Below are 20896 nucleotides of genomic sequence, written 5' to 3' on the forward strand. Positions count from 1 at the left end.
AAACCGGGTGATAGGCATGACGCAGCTCGAAGCCGCGAAGAGGGGAGAGATAACCGAAGAGATGAAGTTCGTCGCGGAAAGGGAAGGAATAAGCCCTGAAAAGCTCAGGAAGAGCATAGCGAAGGGCCACACCGTCATATTCAGAAACGTGAGGCACGACTGGGTTAAGCCCGTCGCCGTCGGCAACGTCGTTAGGGTCAAGGTGAACGCGAACATAGGCACGTCGAGGGATATAGTGGACGTCAAGGCCGAGATAGAGAAGGCCAAAGTAGCAGTTAAGTACGGCGCCGACACCATAATGGACCTCTCCACCGGCGGGGACCTAGACGAGATCAGAAAAACCATAATGCACGCCGTTGACGTGCCGATAGGGACTGTCCCAATCTATCAGGCGGCGGAGGAGATGCTCGCTAAGGGAAAGGCCATCATCGAGATGAGCGAGGACGACATGTGGAAGGCCGTTGAGAAGCACTTCAGGGACGGCGTTGACTACACGACGATCCACGTCGGCGTCACCAAGGAAGTCGTTGAGAAGATGAAGAGGACAAAGAGAGTAGTCGGCATGGTATCTCGTGGCGGGACGTTTTTGGCGGCCTGGATACTCCACTGGGGAGAGGAGAACCCGTTCTACAGGGACTATGACTATTTGCTCGAGCTTGCAAAGGAATACGACGTTGTCCTCAGCCTGGGCGATGGCCTGAGGCCCGGCGGACTGCCAGATGCAGGCGACGAGCTTCAGATAGCCGAACTTTACACCCTCGGGAGGCTCGTGAGGAGGGCGAGGGAAGCGGGCGTTCAGACGATGGTCGAGGGGCCAGGGCATGTGCCGATAGACCAGATAGCGGCCCAGGTGAAACTGGCAAAGGTGGCGACGGACAACGCGCCCTTCTACGTCCTCGGGCCGATAGTGACGGACATCTTTCCAGGTTATGACCACATAAGCGCGGCCATAGGCGGTGCAATAGCCGCCCTGAACGGCGCGGATTTTCTCTGCTACGTAACGCCGGCCGAACACCTCGGCCTTCCCGATGTCGAGCACGTCCGCCAGGGCGTCATAGCGGCGAAGATAGCGGCCCACGCGGTAAACCTAACCCGCTTCGAGGCCGACTTCAGGAAAGACTACCTCATGAGCCTGGCGAGGGGAAGGCTCAACTGGGCCGAGCAGTTCGAGCTGAGCCAGGACAAAGAGCGGTTCATCGAGATAAGGAATGAGAGGCCGACCAAGACAGAGGCCTGCTCGATGTGCGGCGACCTCTGCGCGATAAAGATAATCAACGACATGCTCGCGGGTGGGAAGGAATGAGGCTCCTCTACTCCGGCAAGACCAAGGACGTCTACGAGGACGGCCCTTATCTTATCTTTCACTTCAAGGACACCGTCCTCGGCAGGAACGGCGAGGAGGACAGCGGGGGCAACGAGGTTGTTGGCGAAAAGGCCGGGAAGGGGAGCGTCGTTTTGGATCAAACCGAGTTCTTCTTCAAACTGCTCGAAAAGAACGGCGTAAAGACTCACTTCGTCGAGAGGATTGACGGGAGGAAGGCCCGCCTCCTGAAGGCCGAGAGGATTCCGCTTGAGGTGATCTACCGGGAGCTGGCCTACGGGAGCTTCCTGAGGAGATACAATGGGTGGGTAAGGCCCTTTCAGTGGCTAAGAATAGTCGAGTTCACACTGAAGGACGACCGCCTCGACGACCCAGTGATAGCTGAAGACGCTATAAGTTCCCTCGGAATCGCGAGCAGGGAAGAGGTCGAGGAGATGAAGAGAACGACGGTGAAGGTGGCCGAAATTCTCAGGGGATTCCTCGCATCGAAGGGCCTCCAGCTGGTTGACTTCAAGCTTGAGTTTGGAAGACTAAACGGGGAGCTTCTGGTTATAGACGAGCTGAGCGGGGACACGATGCGCGTTGCAAAAGACGGGAGGATTCTAACCCGGGAAGAGCTTCTGGAGGTGGTCGGATGATAATCTCAACGATAGCTTCTCACTCCTCCCTTCAGATTCTCCTTGGAGCTAAAGACGAGGGCCTTAAGACGAGGCTCTACGTGAAGCCCGGGAGAAAGGCCTTCTACGCCTCGACGAGGCTCGCCGACGAGCTCGTCGTCACCGAAAACATGGACGCGATACTCAACGACGAGGGGATAGTGGTCCCGCACGGCTCCTTCGTTGCCTACCTCGGCCTTGAGGCGATAGAAAAAGCAAAAGTAAGGTTCTTCGGCAACAGGCGCTTCCTCAAGTGGGAGACGACCTTTGAACTGCAGGACAGGGCCCTCGATAAGGCAGGGATACCGCGCGTTGAGGTGGTGGAGCCTGAGGACATCAGGTCAGATGAGCTCTACTTCGTCCGCCTTGAGGGGCCGAGGGGCGGCAGCGGGCACTTCATCGTCCGTGGGGATGAGATTGAGGAAAGGCTGAAGAGAGTTGAGGGGAACTACCGGGTCGAGCGCTTTATTCCTGGCGTTTACCTCTACGTCCACTTCTTCTACTCGCCGATCTTGGATAGGCTCGAACTCCTCGGCGTGGACGAGCGGGTAGTTATAGCGGACGGAAACGCTCGCTGGCCGGTTAAACCGCTTCCCTACACGATAGCTGGCAACGTTGGCGTTGCCCTCAGGGAGTCGCTCCTCCCGAGGCTCTACGACTACGGCCTGGCCTTCGTCGAGGCTATGAGAAAGCTTGAACCGCCCGGGATAATCGGGCCTTTCGCCCTGCACTTCGCCTACGACGGGGAGTTCAAGGCCATCGGCTTCGCCTCGCGGATAGACGGCGGGAGCAACGCCCTCCACTGGTACGGGCGGCTCTACTGGGATGAGCCAATGAGCGCTGGAAGGAGGATAGCGCGGGAGATAAAGCTCGCCCTTGAGGAGGAGAGGCTTGAGGAGGTGGTAACTTGGCCTACACAGGCAGGACGCTCGGGATTGGCCTGATGAACGGGAAGCCCTTCGCCTTCTACCTCCTCTGCTCCCGTTCCTTCCCGAACAGGAAGGCCGTGATTCGGGGAAATGCAGCCTACATCATCAACCAGACCGAGACGGACAACCCCTACGTGAGCTATCCAGTGGTTAGGGTAAACGAGAGGTACGCGGTGGTTACCAACGGCCTCCACACTGACTTCATCTTCCAGGCCCTTGAATGGGAGAAGCCGAGGAAGGCTTTGATCCACGTTCTCGACGCGATGGACTACGAGAGAGATGACCACAACACGCCGAGGATAGCCGGAGTTGTAGAGCGCGGGAGCGAGCGGGGCTGGCTCGGCTTCGTCGGAAGGGACGGCTTCTGGGTGAGGGAGCTTGAGCTGAGGGAAGGCAAAGCCTTAGTTACGGCAACATACAACGTGGATGGCTTCATCAAAATCGGTCTGAGCAACTTCAGCTCTGCCAGAGAACTCGCCACAGAGATCCTTAAGCTTCCTTTTGAGCACAAGATAATCTCAATAGGGATTGCAGAAAAGAAAGATGGGTGGGAGATCGAAGCGGCCTCTTGATCAGCCGAAGGCCGCTTTAAGCTCCTCATCGATCTCCTCGACTTCAGTCAGGACGCTGACTATTACCATGACTATTGCCGAGACCAGTGCGCCGCTCACGTAGATGTACTCCCAGTACGGGAAGTTCAGGACTCCCGCGGCCCCTAAAATGGCCACAAGCGACCCGGCGACCATCCCCGCCAGAGCCCCCTCCTTGGTAGCCCTCTTCCAGTAGAGGCCCAGCACCAGGGGGACGAAGACCCCGGAGGTGTAGACGTCGTAGGAGTAGATGAGCAGCTCGACTATGCCCTGGATCGCCAGCGCCGCCCCGAGGGAGAGGAGTCCCACCGCTACCGTGGTGAGCACCGAGAGCCTCAATAGCTTTTTCTCGTCGCTCTTCTCCCCCACGATTCCCTCGTAGAAGTCTTTAACGATGTGCGAGGTCGCAGCGGAGAGCAGGGAATCGGCGGTGCTCATGATGGCCGCAAGTACAGCCGCCACGAATATCGCTCCCACGGTGCCATCGAAGACCGAGATGACCAGCATCGGGACGGCGATCTTCGGCGAGTCTATCACCGCCTCGGGGTTGCCCGAAAGTGCCACCGCCAGCATTCCCGCGAGGGCCGGCAGCACCGAGAGCGCCATTAGCAGTACTCCCGCGTACACCGCTCCCTTCCTGGCTGTCCTCTCGTCCTTCGCCGCGAAGAGCCTCTGGTAGAAGTCCTGGCCGATGAGGGTGTACATGACCGTTGCTATCAGGGTCAGCGCCAGCAGTGACAGGCCGAGCGAGGTCAGGCTGAAGTATTCGCTTGGAGGCTGCGGGAGTCCGCTCATGCCGTCCAGGGCCGTCTTGAGGCCGGAGATACCCCCAACCTTGACCAGGCCAAGGACCACCGCCACGAATATTCCGATGCTCCCTATTATAATCTGGATAAAGTCCGTTAACGCCACAGCCCACAGTCCAGAGAGGGCAGTGTATGCTATGAAGACGAGCGTCGCGAAGACAGCTCCAGCCGTCCCCGGAAGGCCTATCGCCTCGAACACCGCCGAGGCCGCCCAGACCTGTGCCCCAAGAATGCCCACGAGCGCGAGCAGGGACAGGCCGGCCGCAAGCAGGCGGATCGCCTTGCTTTTGTAACGCATCTCAAGGACTTCGGGGACAGTATAGCGGGCCAGAACGCGCATTGGCCGCGCGAGCGTCAGTCCAAGGACCAGAAGCCCGAGACCGCAGGCGAAGCCGTACCAAATACCACCTAACCCGTACGTTGCTCCCCAGCTAGCTCCGCCCAGGATGAAAGCCACCACCGTAGTGGGTGGCTGCCAGAGTACCTACGGTAAGTCCAAGTCCCAGCCTCCTTCCGGCAAGGAGGAAGTCGGCCGAGGTCTTGATGTACTTCCGCGCGTATGCTGAAACTGCTAGCATTGCTCCCATGTAAACCGCTATCGTCGTCCACATCACGTCCATCTTCGACACCTCGGAGTGTCGCCGGAAGAATGTGGAAGCGAATATAAATCTTTCCACAAAATCATTGGAAAAGTGGCAAAAAAATAAGAAGATCCTCCAGTTATCTGTCACTATGGCAAATACCCTGGTGCTGACATCCCCCTCCACGTGGACGTTCAGTTGCGGGAAAGGTATTCCGGTGCATTCCTTCGTGTAGAGCTCGTATATGTCCTTCGTAAGGTTTAAGTGTTCCGTGGAGGGGCTTGTGGTTAAAGCGGACTTACTCGGTGCCTTAAATATTTTGATGAAGGCAGTTAAAACGATAATCTCGACCCCCTGCATTGTCGGGAGGTAGGAGTAACTGGCTCAGAACCCCGACCAGAGGGGTTCTCCGAACCCCTTCCAAAGAGGGTGGTGAGGATTACCCCCAACATCTCCACCTTTGGCGAAGGAGTTAAGCCCGAATTCTCATCGTTCACGGTAGGGAAAAAGTCAGACAGACCTTAATTGTTTCCCAACCACTCTACACATCGAAAGTTTAATATTCCCATGCTTAAACTCTTGCGGGGGAGAGTTATGGACGGATTTGATAAATACAGACAACTGCTCTTTTTCCTGACCTGGTTTTTCGTGCTGAGCCTGTTTGCCCTTGTAGTATTGAGGGAAGAGACCGGGACAGTGACTTTCAAGGCCGCCCTGGCGACATTTTTCCTAACACTGGTGGGGATTGTGGGGACGGCGATAAAAATCCGGAGAAAGATAAGAGAAGAGATGGCTGGACTACCTCCTCACGAGGAAGTCTAAGCTGGAAAGGTGCTCAAGTTCTTCCGGAATCTCTTTTCTGGTCGCTATTTCTCTGAAAACAAGAGCACTTGGACGTAAATAGCGTTTCTTGGTCCCCATATCCACGTATACGAGCCCAAACCTCATCCTGAAGCCCTGGGCCCATTCATAGTTATCGGTTAGCGACCAGTGGAGGTAGCCCCTCACATCGGCGCCCTCTTTCATGGCCTCGTAAACGGCCCTGAGGTGGCTTACAAGGTAGTGGGAGCGGTACCTGTCAGCGGCATCGGCTATGCCATTCTCTGTTATCATCATGGGGAGGCCGTATCTTTTTGCAAGGTCCTTAAGGAGCTTTTCAAGGCCTTCGGGGTAAATCTCCCACCCGAAGTCGCTGCAGGCCCTTCCGGACCTGGCGTAGCCACCCCTCTCTCCGGAGAATCCATAACCCGACACAGGGAGGACGTGACCGTTCACCCTGTCAAAGGCCAGCCTTGAGTAGTAGTTCACGCCGAGCCAGTCCACCTTTCCCTGGAGGTCGTCCCTTTCTTCGATGTCGGCGGCTTTCCCAAAGTGGACGGCATCAACGAAGCTGTAGAGTTCCCTCTCCCTTATCGCCCGCACTTCATCTTCGACCTCTTCCCTGAGCGGGTCGGGCCATGTGTATGCGTATATTATCCCCACATCTTTGTCAGAGTACTCTTTGATAACATCGTAGGCCCGGGCATGGGCCTGGATGAGGTTCATCTTTGCCTTTCTTTCGGCCTCAAAGCTCAGATATCCCGGTGGAAAACCACTGGTCGGCCTTGTGTAGCCGTTCTGATACACGACGTTTGGCTCGTTCATCGTGCTCCAGCTGTCAACGAGGTCATCGAGGTGGTATGCAACGAATGCCGCAAACTTGGCGAACTCAACAACACTCTTATCGTCAAGCCATCCTGCTGGAGCTCTATCGGGTCCGAGTTTTCTTACCTTAAGAGGATCATGGAGCCACAGGGGCAATGGCCAGTGGTAGAGGTTGAGTATGAATGTCTTTCCTCTCTCTTTCCAGTCCGCGTAGATCTCACGGTAGTGCTCGAGGGCCTTCATGTCGGCTATTTTTTCGAGTTCCTTAATTGAACTTTCAGGGACTTCCACCGAGACTATGTTGCCCTCTTCATCCTTCTCAACGCGGGCTTTCACGTCAAACGTTGGCTTGGGGAAGATTCTCGCCCACTCTATTCCTCCCCTAATCGCGTCCATCCCGAGGCTTTCCGCTATATCGTGGTCTTTCTTATAGAGATCCCAGTAAGCGGGCCCGTTCTCCGGCAGGTCCCCACTAACGAGACCCGTTGCTATGTTTTCAATGTCATGAACCCATACCCACCAGTCGCTGTTTGGAACCTCGCTCCCGGGGAGTCCCATCTCAAACTGGAACCCGGACCAGGAATATCCAAAGAGAAAATCTTTAGGAAACTTATACATTCTTCACACCTCCAGGAAGTCCTCCCATTTTCTGTATATCGTCGGAACACTCTCCACCAGGGTTTTTGTGTACTCGTGCTTCGGGTTGTCAATTACTTCCTGGGGAGTCCCTTCTTCGATTATTTTCCCCTTGTACATTATGAAAATCCTGTCCGAGATGAAGTAAGACAGGCCTATGTCATGCGATATAAAAATGATGGAGCTTCCCAGCTTATTTCTGAGCTCCTTGAAAATTTCCACTATCTTGCCCCTCGTTGAGACATCGAGCATTGACACTGCCTCGTCCGCTATCAGGAGCTTGGGTCTCAGTATCCAGCTCCTCGCAATCATTACTCTCTGGAGCTGTCCTCCTGAAAGCTGGTGGGGATATTTTCCCAGGAGTTCATCGGGGTTCAGGCCCACTGCCTTTAGGGATTCTTCCTTTAATAGCATCCCCTCTTCTGATTTAGGGTCAGCGCCTATAAGCTCTAAAGCCTGGTCAAGAACTCTGTCTATCCTGTAGAACTCATTGAAACTCCCCATGGGGTTTTGAAAGACTGCATGCACCTGTCTCCAGTATTCTTTTCGTTCTTCCTTTGTTTTTATGTCCTTCCATATGTCCTTGCCGTAGAAGAGCACTCTTCCAGAAGTAGGGGGTATCAGTCTGAGGATAATCTTTCCTAGGGTCGTTTTTCCTGAACCGCTCTGTCCTATTAGTGATATTATCTCTCCCTCCCTCACGGTGAAGGACACGTCATCAACAGCTTTGACCTCAATCTTTTTTATGAAACCGGAAGTGAAGATTTTGGTGACATGGTCACAGACGAGCATTTCTTTAGACATTTTCCCTACCCCCTTTGTACAGCCAGCAGGCTACCTGAGTCTCACCAATCTTTACCAACTCAGGTTCCTCTTTTCTACAAACCTCCATGGCATAGGGGCATCTTGGATAGAACCTGCACCCTGTCGGGGGATTTATTAAGTTGGGTGGCTGTCCTGGAATGTAAGAAAGGCCTTTTTCTCTCCCTTCCGGTTCTATTGATGCCACAGCCTCGATGAGGGCCTTGGTATATGGGTGAAGGGGCTCCTTGATGATTGATTCTGTTGGCCCAGCCTCCACGATTTTTCCGGCGTACATAACGGCTATGCGGTTTGCTATCTGCCTCACCGTGGATATATCGTGAGTTATGAAAACTATGCTGTCAACGAGTTCAAGTTTCCTCAGCTTGAGTAGAGACTTCAGAACTATTTTCTGCGTCGTCACATCAAGTGCCGAGGTCGGCTCGTCCACTATCAAAATCTCGGGGTTCAGTAGTGTTGCCATAGCCAGCACTGCCCTCTGCCTCATTCCTCCACTTAGCTGGAAGGGGTAAAGCTCGGTCACGTAATCGGGGAGATCCAGTTCGGTTAGCCTTTCTTTTGCCTTTTTAACAGCCTCTTGGAAGGTAATGCCGCTCTCGTTGGACCTCAGGACATCATAGGCTATTTTCTTAATTTTTATCGTTGGCATAAGGGCGTTCAAAGCATCCTGAGGAACATACGCTATGTGCTTTCCCCATAAAGTTCTCTTGACTTGGTCTTTACTTTTAAACTGGGTTATGTCGAATACGGTCCCATCCCTGCTTATAATCTGTAGTTTTCCTCCCATGTACTGCAGGGGAGGAGTAAGGTCCATCATCATGGTTTTTGCGAGGGTGGATTTTCCACATCCGCTCTCACCAACTAAGCCCAAGATATCGCCCTCATAGATTTCCAGGTTAACGCCATCAACCGCCTTTACAAGATACTCGGTGGTTCCCTTTAGCTGTCGGTAGTACGCCCTTAGATTTTCCAACACCATTCTTTTGTTCATTGCCATCACCTTACATCTCCCTTAATCTTGGGTTGAACACCTGCTCTATTCCGGTGGCTATCAGAAGCAGGGAGGTTGATAGCGCAACGAGCAGAATTCCTGGAGGTATGAAGACCCACCAGTGGCCCAGGAAGTATGATTGAGTCACTGCAGCGAAGTAGAGCATTTTTCCGAGGGTCATTATGTGTATTGGCGTCAGTCCCAGTATGCTTAAGCCAACTTCCGCGTTTATTCCTATGTTCATAAAATTCACAAACGACACTAGGGTATACGTGGTGACGTAGGGGAGCAGGTCAAAAACTGCTATCTTGAGGTCTCCGTATCCTGTCATCCTGGAGAAATGCACAAAGTCCCTCTCCCTAAGGCTCAGGAACTGCGCTCTTATTGCCCTTGCAAACCATGGCCAGGCTGTTAAGGAGATTATAACTGCCACAAGGGTTAGTCCCGCATTTTCAAGACCCATGTAGGTGGCTATGATAATGGCCAGCAACACGTTGGGTATTGTGAGGACGACGTTGGTGAATGCCATCAGACTTTCATCTATGAGTCCTCCTTTTATCCCCGCTATTGTTCCTATTGTAAGGCCTATGGCAATGGAAAAGATTCCAGTCAGTACTCCCACATAAAGGGAATTCCTAATGCCAACTACCACCTGAGCAAGGATGTCCCTACCAAATTGGTCCGTTCCAAGGAGGTAGTAACTGTTTGGAGGAGACGCCGGAGGCCCTGCGGGGCTAAAGGGGTCAACTGGATAGAGGTAGGCCCCGAATAGTGACAGTAAAATCTCGAATACCAGTATACTGAAGCCTATCACGAACCTTTTGTTCCTGAAGAGCACATAAAATATTTCCTTGTTCATGTTCTCACCTCACTCCCTAGCCCCCAGGCGTATTCTCGGGTCTATCAGCACGTAGATGAACTCGACTATGAAGTTGGCAAGGAGCAGTGTTCCAATGAGAATCAGGAATATTCCCTGTATCATGGGATAATCCCTGGATCCGAGAGCTCTGGCGAGTAAAATGCCCATTCCCTGGTAGTTGAAAAGCTGCTCCGTGATTATCTGTCCGGCCATGACGGTTCCCAGCTGAATAGCTATTCCTGTCACTTGCGGAAGTAGGGAGTTTCTGAGGACATACCTAAATATAATCTCGCCATCGACATTGAGCATTTCGGAGAATTTGACATAGGTTGACCCAAGCTCCATTGCCGCTAAGACTCTCATTCCTATTATCCATCCGCCCGTGCTAACCAGGGCTATGGAAAGGAAGGGGAGTATATAGTGACGCAGATAGCTTTTTATAAACTCCCAGTTGAGGGAAGGAGCTAAAGTCGGATCATATGCCGAACCGGAGGGGAGCCAACCCAGTTTAATTGCAAAGACGTATATGAGCACCATCGCCATCCAGTAGTAGGGGATCTGGGAGAGTATTATGCCCGTTGAGACAACGGTCTTCTCGAAGAGAGTGCCTCTCCTGTACGCGGCCCTTGCACCCAGGTAATTTCCTATTGTCCATGCAACCAGAGTAGCCGGCACAAGGAGAAGCAGAGTCCATGGAAGGTGCCATGCTATCAGCTGTGTCACCGGTTGCCTGTAAGAGGAGATGGAGGTTCCAAGATCTCCTGAGAATGCATTTTTAAGGAACTCCAAATATTGAACGTAGAGGGGTTTGTTTAATCCAAATTCCTCCACAAGTCTTTTTTGGTACTGGTCCAGCAACTCCGGAGAGAGCGAACCCTGGGAAAGTCCAGCCACAATTTGCTGCACTGGATTGCCCGGTGCTATTCTGGGAAGGACAAATGCTATTGTGACGGCCACAAAGTAGGTAGCAAGTAAAAAAGAAAGTTTAATGAGGAGGTATTTGTATATTGGTCGCATTCCTCACCACCTGCCCCGGTATTTATCACTTAGACAGCTTTCTGGCTCCTATTACAATGACTACAACGGCTATTACGATTCCCAAAATTCCAACAATGAATCTTGAGCTGCTCGCTGGTGCCTGTGGTTGTGGCTGAGTCTCAGTTTCTGAGGTTGAAGAAGTTGTGAAGGTTTCGGTTATGTTGACTTCGGGCACGAAAGCTCCACTGAGCTGGGAGAGAACTTCCTTGTTTGGTATCAATATGCCTCCTTCGTCCTTGGGCTTTGCCCACTGCGGCGGGCTAACGGGCTCTCCCTTCTTTGAGAGTCCAAAGAGTAGCCATAATGGTAGGGAGTACTCCCTGTACGGTGCCACCTCCGTCCACCAGGGGTTGTCCTGGTTGGGCCATCCAGTCCAGTACTTCTCACTGTAAGCATACCACTGGACTGAATAGGCAATTGGGATGACTGGCACATCCTCGTATATGAGCTTCTGAATCTCAGTGTAGTACTTCATCAGCTCCTCGGAAGACTTTGCCTTTGCTGCCTCAACAAGAAGTTCCAGGGCCTTGGAGTTGTTGTAGAAGCCCCAGTTTGCGGTTGGGGGTGTGAGCCTCGGGTCAAGGACGTACCTGTACGTGTCCCACGGGTGGTAGAACGACGGTGAGTTTGTCCATCCCAGAGCAAGGGTATATCCGGCGCCGTTTATCATGCCCCAGTACTGGCCATAGTCAACGGGGTTTGCCACCACGTTCAGTCCAATCTCCTGGAGGTTGTGGGCTATCAGGTCTGCGGCTATCATCCAGTCGGTCCATCCAGTCGGGATTATTATGTTCAGCTCGATCTTCTCACCGCTTGGGGTCTCTAAGAAGCCATCTCCATCGACATCTTTGTATCCTGCCTGAGCAAGAATCTGCTTGGCACGCTCTGGGTCATAGGGCATCTTCCCCTCGGGGTTCCCCAAGTACTCCTGGGCAAGTGTGGTGTTAAGCCACGTTCTGTAGTGGGGGAATACCGTAAACACCAGTGACATTGAGGGTTGTGGGGAGTAGTCATAGAATGCCTTTGTGAGGACTTCCTGGTAGTTTATTGCATAGGCAATAGCTTTTCTTAAATTGGGATCCTGGAGAACCGGCTCCCTGTGGTTGAAGTAAAGCACGACAAATGCTCCCGGCCTGAAATAGGGCTTGCCCTTGTAGAATGTTCCTATATCCTTAAAGTTGCCAACGTTGGGGATAAATATACCCGACCAGTCAACGTTTCCCTGTCTGAGATCCAGCAACGCCTGTTCGTTGCTCAGGTAGATTCTGTGAACTACGTATTTTGGGCTTGGCAGGCCAAAGATGTCCTTGCCCCACCAGTCGTCTATCCTCTCGTAAACAATTCTGAGCTCGTCGAAGTAGTAGAGCTTATACGGTCCAGAAACCACCTGTGGAACGTTTATGGTTACGTCCCCGCTGTCAGTAGAGATTACATCGTCACAGGTTCCACCACAGTTCCTCCACTCTATGATCTGGTTTCCGACTTTTTGATGAACCTGTTCGATTATGTGCTTTGGAGCGGGGGCAAACTGGAGTGCATAGAGGAGGAACATTGGGAGGTTGTTCTCAGGACCTATTGTAAACTGAACCGTGTGTGGGTCAATTGCCTTAACGTCCCCGATATAAGGCTCGGAACCAGCCGCGGGTCCGGAACCAACTTCCTTCGAAAGCTCGAAAGTATACACTACATCCTCCGCGGTTATTGGTTCTCCGTCACTCCACTTGGCCTCTGGGCGCAGATGGATTATGAGAGTGGTCTCGTTTACAAGCTCAAAGCTTTCTCCTATAATCGGCACCCAGACGTTCAGACCGGCTATATACTGGAATAGTGGAAGGTACATGAAGCCTCCGCTGGTGTATGTTCCCCAGGTCTGGGAAGGTGAAAAGAGGTTCCACGTTGATGCCGGGCTCCACTGGGCTCCGGTTACGAAGACTGTATCTTCTCTGGGAAGGGAAATCTGTGCACTTACCGGTTGGAGTCCCCAAAAGGATCCCACAAAAACAAGAAGCAAAAACATGCCGCTAATTTTCTTTTTGCTCACCATCTTTGCTTCCCCCTGTACATGTGTACATGATTTTCTGTAATGATCATTTATGCACGACCTTATAAATTTATTGGATTTTTATAAAACAAAAAAGGTTTTATATTAAGAGCCCAAAAAATATCTCGGGGATGCTATATGGGACACTTTAGGAAGATTTTAGGAATTTGGATGGCACTGATTATACTGGGAACCTACGTCTCGGGGCTTACATTACCTGAGGCTCGGCAAATTGCAGACAATGCGGAAAGTGGGGATGTTGCCCTCCAGTGGGTTCCCGGTGCATGGCCGGGAGAGCTGGTTACCAGGAAAGACGGGACAACTCTGTGGATGGAGACAAACTTCTGGAATATCCAATCGGGTAGTGGAGAAAACTACATGAGGTTCATTAAAAACACAGAGGAAGTTGCGTTCTACGTCAATATGAGCGGCGTTGTCACTAACTGGGGCGGAAACGCATTTGCCACACCAAACGTCATTTTTGCAGGAAGGGCTCCCGCCCAATGGTGGGGGAACAAGCCTACAGTGGGAGGGTACTCATGGTTCAGCCTCCCGCTTGGGGGAGACCAGATTAACACACTGGGTAGCGTTTGGGCAAAGGTTGACTTCGAGCTCGCCAAAAGTCCCGAAACACTCTCCAGAACGGGAATAATAATGTGGTTCGAGCAGCCAAACGGTGCCCCCCTCGGCGAGGTGTACATAGCCTTTTCGGACGACTACGGTGGAATCGTGAACACTCAGTGGCCCCCGACGGACATCGGGACAATAACACAGACAGTGTATATTAACGGCCAGGCTAGGAAAGTAGTTTTCAAAATCCAGAGAACTTGGAACTGGGACCATTTCGTTCTTGAGTTCATCCCTGACCAGGAGATACCTGAGGGAACGATTTTCATTGACGTCAAACAATTTGCAGAAGCGGCAGTGCAGGGCATAGTGGATGACCCCTACTCCTCTTGGACTGCTGACCAGATTACGTGGACATCCATTGGCTTTGGAACTTACACGGGAAGCAACACAGACAAGTTTGAACTCGGCTGGATACTCCACGACGCCAGGCTTGTTGAGTCCCCCCTAACCCTCAAGGTAGCAAAAGAAATTGCGAGCACTGCTGAGAGTGGAGACATAGTTCTTCAGTGGAGTCCTGATAATCCATGGCCAGGAGAGCTGGTTACCGGGGAAGACGGGACAACTCTGTGGATGGAGACAAACTTCTGGAACATCGTTTCAGGAGACGGTGAAAGCTACATGCGCTTTATTTCAGCAGGGGACAGTGTGGCCTTTTACGTTAACCTAAGCAACGTGCAGACACGGTGGGGAGGAATAGCATGGGCAACCCCCGCAGTGGTTTTCGCTGGCAGGGTGCCCCCAAGCGTAACTGATGGAAATGAATTACCCTCAGCAGGCGGTTATGACTACTTCTCACTTCCCATGCCAGCCGTGAATGTTTCAAATTACAACAAGATACTCACCAAAATTGACTTTGAACTCGTTAAAGGCGAAGGCACCCTCGTTAGACCAGGGATTATAATGTGGTTCGAGAGGAGCAGTGACAACTACCAACTGGCTGAGGTCTATGTCCCATTCTTTGATGATTACAATGGAATAGTAGGTGCGCAATATGGCCCCTGGGAGGTCGGAACAATAGAAGCCACCGTAACTATAAATGGCGTTGAAAAGAACGTAACGTTCACGGTACAGAAAGCGTGGAACTGGAACAATTTCGCTTTTGAATTCATACCCTCAGAACCAATAGCAAAGGGCTCGGGAGATGTCACAATTGACCTAAGGCCAATAGTTGACAAGGTCATAGAGGAAATAATAGCCGACCAATACTCCGACTATTCAGAGAACGACATAGTATGGAGCTCTCTCGCGTTTGGAACCTACAGCGGAAGCGACGGCACAGGTTTCAACTATGGCTGGATACTCCACGAGGCAAAGGTTCTGCCTCCAAAATCTGAGGGAACTGTAGAATCGAGGGAATCAGAAATCTTTTACAAGATCTACGTCATGTGGAACTATTATAACTATTATCGCTATAACAAAATAAGAGAGGCATATAACAAACTCCTTACAAATCTTACATATGAAATACCAGAGAACATATTGAACACTACAGAAGAGCTTAGAAACCGTGCAGAAGAGGATTATCAGAGAGCGTTTGAACTTTCATCACAGCCGTTTTACGGAGGGGTTGCAAATCCAAGGAGCTTTGCATATCTTAGAAGAGCATATTTATCTATTAAAAATGCGGAAGAGATTCTTGACAAAGTTATAAAATACTCACAGTTGGCAGAGGAATACAAAGCACTTTTAGACGAAGCCAAAGCTAGGAACTTGAGTGATGAAGTACTCGCTGAGGCAGAGAATGCTGGGGAAAAAGCTGCGGATGAATACCAAAAAGCCCTTTCGCTTCCACCAGGGGATCCAGAGATAATAGACCATGTCAATGAAGCTTACAGGTTCCTAGAGTATGCAACAGGCATTCTAAGGGATTATATAACTTCACTACCTGTCCTAGAGATAAAAGATCTGGCTTCTGAACAGGACGTGGGCGATGTTCAGTTTACCTGGTGGGACCAGTGGCTCGAGAAACCCATAAAGAGGAGCGATGGAACGACTGTTTGGATGCAGACCAACTTCTGGAACATAGTTGACGGCCAGGGAGAAGTCTACATGAGGTTCATCGATGCTAGTGATAGCTTTGCCTTCTACGTTGATCTTGAAAATGTAAAGACGCAGTGGGGCGGAATAGCTTGGGCAACACCGGAGGTCATAATCGCCGGAAGAGCTCCCGCCGTATGGTGGGGAGACAAACCACCAGTCGGAGGTTACGGATTCTTTGACCTCCCGATGCCATCGTCCGAAATCTCCAATTATGACCATATATGGGTCAAGGCGGACTATAAGGTTGTCAAGAAGGAAGGCTTAGTAAGATTCGGGCTCCTCCTGTGGTTCGAGAATGCCGAGGGATGGCCGGTTGCGGAAGTCTACGTGCCGTTCTTTGACGACTTTGGAGGGCTTGTAGGGGTCAGTGATAAGACAACACTTGGAGGAATCAATACCACGGTTAACCTCAACGGAGAAACCCTTGAGGTCACTTTGAAAGGCGAGAAAGGATGGAACCCTGGGGAATGGTGGAGCTTCGAGTTCATACCGCAGGAGCAGCTTCCAGCTTCCGGAGAAATCATAATTGACATAAAGCCAGTAGTGGATGAGGTCATCAGACAACTTAGCAACCAAGAAATTACATGGACTTCAATATCCATAAGTTCTTACAGCGGAAGCGAGGGTACAGCTTTCAACTACGGCTGGATACTCGAAGACGCAAGAGTCCTGCCCCCAGAAGAAGCACCTACCTTAGACTGAGTAAGACACTTTTTCTTTTCTCTATTTATTGTCCTCCTGTTGGATAGTGGGGAATGCCCTTGAAGTCCCAATGCCCCGGTAGTGGGGGTTATATTTGTCTTCATACCTTATAATTTTAAGAAAGGATATAAAAGACGAAAGGCTTATATATAACTGTATCCACAACTCCAGATTGGTGATTTCCATGCGCAGACGGATGATAAAAGCCGTGAGTTTCTTTGTTCTGTCGTTAGTGTTTCTGGGGTTTGTTTCAGCAATGACATTGGAAGACATAAAGGGCATCGCAGCGGCTCCAGCTCAGGAGGGTGATGTTCAGTTTACCTGGTGGGACCAGTGGCTTGAGAACCCCATCCAGCTTAGTGATGGAAGAACCATCTGGATGCAGACCAACTTCTGGAACATAGTTGACGGCCAAGGGGAAGTTTACATGAGGTTCATTAAAAGCACGGAAGAAGTTGCTTTCTACGTTGACCTAAGCGATGTGCAGACACAGTGGGGAGGAATAGCCTGGGCAACACCGGAGGTTATTATAGATGGAAGGGCCCCGGCCCAGTGGTGGGGAGACAAGCCACCGGTTGGGGGATATTCACACTTCCAGCTACCGCTCCCAGCTTCTGATGTATCCACGCACGACAGCATCTGGGTGAAAGTGAAATACGATGTAGCCAGAAGAGATGACACTCTTGTAAGATACGGTATAAACATCTGGTTTGAAGACAAAGGTTCAGGAGCACCTATTGGGGAAATCTACATTCCGTTCTTTGACGACTTCGGAGGAATAGTTGGTGACAGGACAGACGTGGGAGAAGTAACCTCTACAGTGATCTTAAACGGAGAGATGAAAAATATTAAATTCACGATCCAGAGAGCTCTGTCCGGAGGAGGATGGGGAGTCCTTCTCTTCATGCCGCAGGAGCAGCTTCCAGCTTCCGGAGAAGTCATAATTGACATAAAGCCCATGATCGACAAGGTTATCGAACAACTCGATGGCTTCTTTGGCATACCTGTTGACAGCCAGCAGTGGACTTCAATATCCATAGGCTCTTACAGCGGAAGCGAAGGCACCGCTTTCAACTACGGCTGGATACTCCACGACGCAAGGATCCTGTCCCCCAGTGAGGCCCCCAAGATCATTAAAACCACCGAAACCGTAACCAAAACGGAGACCATGACCATAACCGAGACGAAAACAGAGACCAAGACTGAAACTGTGACCGAGACAAAAACGGAGACCAAGACAGAGACTAAGACCGAAACCACCGGCGGTGGAGGAATCTGCGGCCCGGCAGCCATAATCGGCCTGGCAATAGTCCCACTCCTCCTCAGGAAGAGGCGTTAATTTGAGTTTTATTTATTTTCCTTGCTTTATATTTTGCCCAAGGGGGGTAAAAGATGAGGAATACGTCCTTCCTCAAGGTTCTTGGTTTCATACTTGTTTCCACAATGGTCCTGGGATGTATTGGAAACAACGCACCGACAAATAGTGAGGGTATAGATTCGTCATCTTACACCCAACCTGCCACAACCGATTCTAGTGAGAGTATGAATTCACCCTCTCCCACCGGATCTACCGTAACCAACTCCCCCAAACCTAAAGCGAATTTTTCTGGGGAATATTCTGATTTTGGAGGATGGAAAAAGGTGCAGGTTGAATCGTTAGGATTTTTTAGGGTTGAAGTTGTGAATGGGACATACTGGCTTGTTGATCCGGAAGGCTACCTTTTTGTCTCCAAGGGAGTGAATGCTATAAATTACCTGGGTGATCACTCTCCTAAAATAGGGTATGCCCCGTATTACGTCAATGTACTGAGGAAGTATGGGGACATAAGCGTGTGGATTAATGTCACAGTTAATAGGATGGTTGAGTGGGGTTTCAATACTGTGGGGAGCTGGTCCTCTCCTGAACTGTACGAATATTTCCCATATACCGTTCTTCTGGATATAGGGGCAAAATATGGGTTTAACTGGGAACACGGCACCATGCCCGACATTTTCAAGGATGATTTTGAGGAGTACGTGGCAAAGGCAGTGTACTTCAATGTTGAACCGTTGAAGGACAACCCCATGGTAATCGGCTTCTTTACAGACAACGAACTTCGCTGGGGGCCGGACTGGAGGTCGGGCAATCACCTCTTGGATGATTTCATGAAGTTACCCCCTGAGGCCCCCGGAAAGAGAGTGGCAGTGGAAGTTTTGAAAGAGACCTTTAATGGAGACATTACCCGGGTTAATGAGGAGCTCAAGACAAGCTATGAATCTTTTGATGACCTGCTTACATATACCGGTGACCTCCCATCAACACCCTTGTTTATGGAAGCAAGAAAGGAGTTTGTGAGGAGATACGCTGAGCGGTATTTTAACGTGACAACAACCGCCATAAGGAAGGTAGATCAAAACCACCTAATACTTGGAGTGAGGTTTGCGGTTTCTCCTTTCATCAGGCCGCCCGATGTTGTCTTTGAAGTCGCTGGAAAGTACGTTGATGTTATCTCACTGAATCTCTATAACTTCCAGGTGGCACCGAAGGAGTACTTGGACCACATACATGAAATTACGGGGAAACCCATAATGATAACCGAGTTCTCGTTCAGGGCGATGGACTCCGGGCTTCCCAATACTATTGGGGCAGGAATCACCGTTCAGACTCAAAAAGAAAGGGCCGAATACACAAAGCGCTTCATAGAGAGTTTTATGGAGCTTCCGTATGCCGTCGGATATCACTGGTTCAAATGGTCTGACCAGCCCAAAGAGGGGAGATGGGACGGGGAAAACAGCAACTACGGTCTCGTAAACATCGAGGATGAGCCCTACGAGGAAATGGTCAGAATGTTTAGCGAGCTGAATAGAAACATTGAAGAGATACACCTGAAGGGTTATGAGGAGGGTTAGAAATGAAAAAGGAGTTCCTCTGGGGAGTTTCGCAATCGGGTTTCCAGTTTGAGATGGGTGACAGGTTCAACCGGAACCTGGACACGAGAAGCGACTGGTGGCACTGGGTAAGAGACCCCGTTAACCTGAAAAAAGAGCTTGTAAGTGGAGATCTGCCAGAGGAGGGCATCAACAACTACGAACTCTATCCTCTCGACCATTCACTGGCCAGGGAGCTCGGGCTCAACGCCTACTCTCTAAACTTGGAGTGGAGCAGGATATTCCCCTGCCCCACCTATGGAGTTGAAGTTGACTACGAGCTCGACGGCAACGGACTCATTAAGAGGGTAAAAATAACCAAGGAGACCCTCAGGGAGCTTGACGAGATAGCAAACAAAAATGAGGTCCACCACTACACGCGCGTCCTTGCAAATCTGAAAAAGCTCGGCTTCAAGGTCGCCCTGACCCTTACCCACTACACCCACCCCGTATGGCTTCACGACCCCATCGCGTCTCGCGATACAAACCTGCAAAACGAGAGAAACGGATGGGTGAGCCAGAAGTCCGTTCTCGAGTTCGCCAAGTTTGCGGCCTACCTCACGTACAAGTTCGGGCACCTCGTGGACATCTGGGCGACCTTTAACGAACCGATGGTGATGGTGGAGCTCGGATATCTTGCCCCCTACTCAGGGTTTCCCCCGGGTGTTGTTAATCCGCAACGTGCAAAGGAAGCAATCATCAACATAATAAACGCCCACGCAAGGGCCTACGACGCCATAAGGGAGTTCAAGAAAGAAGCACCTATCGGGATAATTGCCAACAACGTTGGAACCTCGTATCCAAAGGACCCCAATGACCCTGAGGACATTAAAGCGGCCCAGATGACTGATTTCTTCCACAGCGGTCTCCTGCTCCAGGCATTAACAAAGGGTGACCTCAACATCGAGTTCGACATGGAGACCACGATAAAGGTGCCTCACCTCAAAAGGCTCGATTGGATAGGGATTACCTACTACTCGAGGGAAGTGGTCACCCATTCCAAGCCCAAATTCCCTGAAATCCCGATAACGGGGTTCAAGGGTGTTCCCGGCTATGGGTACTCCTGTCCACCAAACGAGCTTTCAAAGGATGAGCACCCCGTGAGCGACATTGGATGGGAAGTGTATCCGGAGGGCATCTACAACAGCATAAAGGCCGCTTTAGAGTATGGAAAGCCAGTTTATGTAATGGAGAACGGAATCGCCGATTCTAAAGACTTGCTAAGGCCTTACTTCATCGCCTCGCACGTGGCTTATATAGAGAGGGCTCTTGAGTCTGGCTTCGACGTCAGGGGTTACTTCCACTGGGCACTTACGGATAATTACGAATGGGCGATGGGCTTTAGGATGAGGTTTGGCCTGTATTCCGTTGACATGATCACAAAAGAGAGAATCCCGAGGAAGGAAAGCGTGGGGGTTTACAGAGAGATTGTTGAAAACGGCGGCTTAACCGAGAGGATTAGGAGAGAATACCTCGGGGGTGAGGGGCCGTGAAGACGATAGCCGTCGATGAGGAGACCTGGAACGCGATAAAGAAGCTCAAGGCCAAGCTTGATGCAAGGTCATACGACGAGGTCCTCAAGATCCTGATAGAGACCTGGCACTCTACGAACCTGGACAAAAAACTCAGAGAAATAAGTCTCGACGAAGAGGAAAGCGAGCTTGCTCTGGAGATCCTGAAAAAGCTAAAGGAGGAATAAAGTA

General features: G+C 51.1%; 18 protein-coding genes. 10 read left to right on the plus strand and 8 right to left on the minus strand.

The window, feature by feature from the left end; all coding sequences use genetic code 11:
• The first annotated feature begins 16 nt into the window (after positions 1–16).
• From thiC to A3L08_RS06915, 4 genes are read left to right on the plus strand one after another with little or no spacing between them, the layout of a single operon-like run.
• A complete protein-coding gene (gene thiC / locus A3L08_RS06900) occupies positions 17–1303 on the plus strand; it encodes a phosphomethylpyrimidine synthase ThiC (protein WP_088854319.1) in 1287 nt (428 codons plus the stop codon).
• The gene (locus tag A3L08_RS06905; RefSeq protein WP_088854320.1) at positions 1300–1959 is read left to right on the plus strand and encodes a phosphoribosylaminoimidazolesuccinocarboxamide synthase; all 660 of its coding nucleotides are present in this window, start codon (positions 1300–1302) and stop codon (positions 1957–1959) included. Before thiC ends, A3L08_RS06905 begins: the two co-directional genes overlap by 4 nt.
• Positions 1956–2921 (plus strand): formate--phosphoribosylaminoimidazolecarboxamide ligase, encoded by a 966-nt coding sequence (locus A3L08_RS06910; protein WP_088854321.1) that lies wholly within the window; start codon positions 1956–1958, stop codon positions 2919–2921. Before A3L08_RS06905 ends, A3L08_RS06910 begins: the two co-directional genes overlap by 4 nt.
• Positions 2885–3478 (plus strand): IMP cyclohydrolase, encoded by a 594-nt coding sequence (locus tag A3L08_RS06915; RefSeq protein WP_088854322.1) that lies wholly within the window; start codon positions 2885–2887, stop codon positions 3476–3478. The genes A3L08_RS06910 and A3L08_RS06915 overlap by 37 nt, the downstream gene beginning before the upstream one ends.
• Here A3L08_RS06915 and A3L08_RS06920 read toward each other — a convergent pair whose 3' ends face one another.
• Both A3L08_RS06920 and A3L08_RS06925 read right to left on the minus strand, forming a co-directional pair.
• On the minus strand, positions 3479–4759 hold the full coding sequence (locus A3L08_RS06920; protein WP_232461694.1) for a sodium:solute symporter family protein: 1281 nt from the start codon (positions 4757–4759) through the stop codon (positions 3479–3481).
• Positions 4734–4922: a hypothetical protein gene (locus tag A3L08_RS06925; protein WP_088854910.1), complete on the minus strand. Its 189-nt coding sequence runs from the start codon at positions 4920–4922 to the stop codon at positions 4734–4736. The genes A3L08_RS06920 and A3L08_RS06925 overlap by 26 nt, the downstream gene beginning before the upstream one ends.
• Positions 4923–5477: 555 nt before the next feature.
• Here A3L08_RS06925 and A3L08_RS06930 point away from each other — a divergent pair.
• A complete protein-coding gene (locus A3L08_RS06930) occupies positions 5478–5705 on the plus strand; it encodes a hypothetical protein (protein WP_088854324.1) in 228 nt (75 codons plus the stop codon).
• Here A3L08_RS06930 and bgaS (A3L08_RS06935) read toward each other — a convergent pair.
• From bgaS (A3L08_RS06935) to A3L08_RS06960, 6 genes are read right to left on the minus strand one after another with little or no spacing between them, the layout of a single operon-like run.
• On the minus strand, positions 5682–7145 hold the full coding sequence (gene bgaS, locus A3L08_RS06935; protein WP_088854325.1) for a beta-galactosidase BgaS: 1464 nt from the start codon (positions 7143–7145) through the stop codon (positions 5682–5684). The genes A3L08_RS06930 and bgaS (A3L08_RS06935) overlap by 24 nt on opposite strands.
• 3 nt (positions 7146–7148) lie before the next feature.
• Positions 7149–7967: an ABC transporter ATP-binding protein gene (locus A3L08_RS06940; RefSeq protein WP_088854326.1), complete on the minus strand. Its 819-nt coding sequence runs from the start codon at positions 7965–7967 to the stop codon at positions 7149–7151.
• On the minus strand, positions 7960–8982 hold the full coding sequence (locus A3L08_RS06945) for an ABC transporter ATP-binding protein (RefSeq protein ID WP_232461695.1): 1023 nt from the start codon (positions 8980–8982) through the stop codon (positions 7960–7962). Before A3L08_RS06945 ends, A3L08_RS06940 begins: the two co-directional genes overlap by 8 nt.
• A 4-nt stretch (positions 8983–8986) precedes the next feature.
• Positions 8987–9835, minus strand: a complete 849-nt coding sequence (locus A3L08_RS06950; RefSeq protein WP_088854328.1) for an ABC transporter permease — start codon at positions 9833–9835, stop codon at positions 8987–8989.
• Positions 9836–9844: 9 nt separating this feature from the next.
• Positions 9845–10852, minus strand: a complete 1008-nt coding sequence (locus A3L08_RS06955) for an ABC transporter permease (protein WP_088854329.1) — start codon at positions 10850–10852, stop codon at positions 9845–9847.
• 25 nt (positions 10853–10877) lie between these two features.
• The gene (locus A3L08_RS06960; protein WP_232461696.1) at positions 10878–12713 is read right to left on the minus strand and encodes an ABC transporter substrate-binding protein; all 1836 of its coding nucleotides are present in this window, start codon (positions 12711–12713) and stop codon (positions 10878–10880) included.
• Positions 12714–13085: 372 nt separating this feature from the next.
• Between A3L08_RS06960 and A3L08_RS06965 the strand changes: the two genes are divergently transcribed.
• The 5 genes from A3L08_RS06965 to A3L08_RS06985 all read left to right on the plus strand — a co-directional run bounded on the left by A3L08_RS06965 (position 13086) and on the right by A3L08_RS06985 (position 20892).
• On the plus strand, positions 13086–16286 hold the full coding sequence (locus A3L08_RS06965) for a tetratricopeptide repeat protein (protein ID WP_157721595.1): 3201 nt from the start codon (positions 13086–13088) through the stop codon (positions 16284–16286).
• 184 nt (positions 16287–16470) lie between these two features.
• Positions 16471–17625, plus strand: a complete 1155-nt coding sequence (locus A3L08_RS10145) for a CGP-CTERM sorting domain-containing protein (protein ID WP_232461786.1) — start codon at positions 16471–16473, stop codon at positions 17623–17625.
• Positions 17626–17678: 53 nt separating this feature from the next.
• On the plus strand, positions 17679–19175 hold the full coding sequence (locus A3L08_RS06975; RefSeq protein WP_088854332.1) for a glycosyl hydrolase: 1497 nt from the start codon (positions 17679–17681) through the stop codon (positions 19173–19175).
• 2 nt (positions 19176–19177) lie between these two features.
• Positions 19178–20686, plus strand: a complete 1509-nt coding sequence (gene bgaS / locus A3L08_RS06980) for a beta-galactosidase BgaS (protein ID WP_088854333.1) — start codon at positions 19178–19180, stop codon at positions 20684–20686.
• Positions 20683–20892, plus strand: coding sequence for a hypothetical protein (locus tag A3L08_RS06985; protein WP_088854334.1), 210 nt, complete (start codon positions 20683–20685; stop codon positions 20890–20892). The genes bgaS (A3L08_RS06980) and A3L08_RS06985 overlap by 4 nt, the downstream gene beginning before the upstream one ends.
• The last annotated feature ends 4 nt before the right edge of the window (positions 20893–20896 follow it).

Origin of the sequence: Thermococcus pacificus (assembly GCF_002214485.1) — an archaeon.
GTDB lineage: Archaea > Methanobacteriota_B > Thermococci > Thermococcales > Thermococcaceae > Thermococcus > Thermococcus pacificus.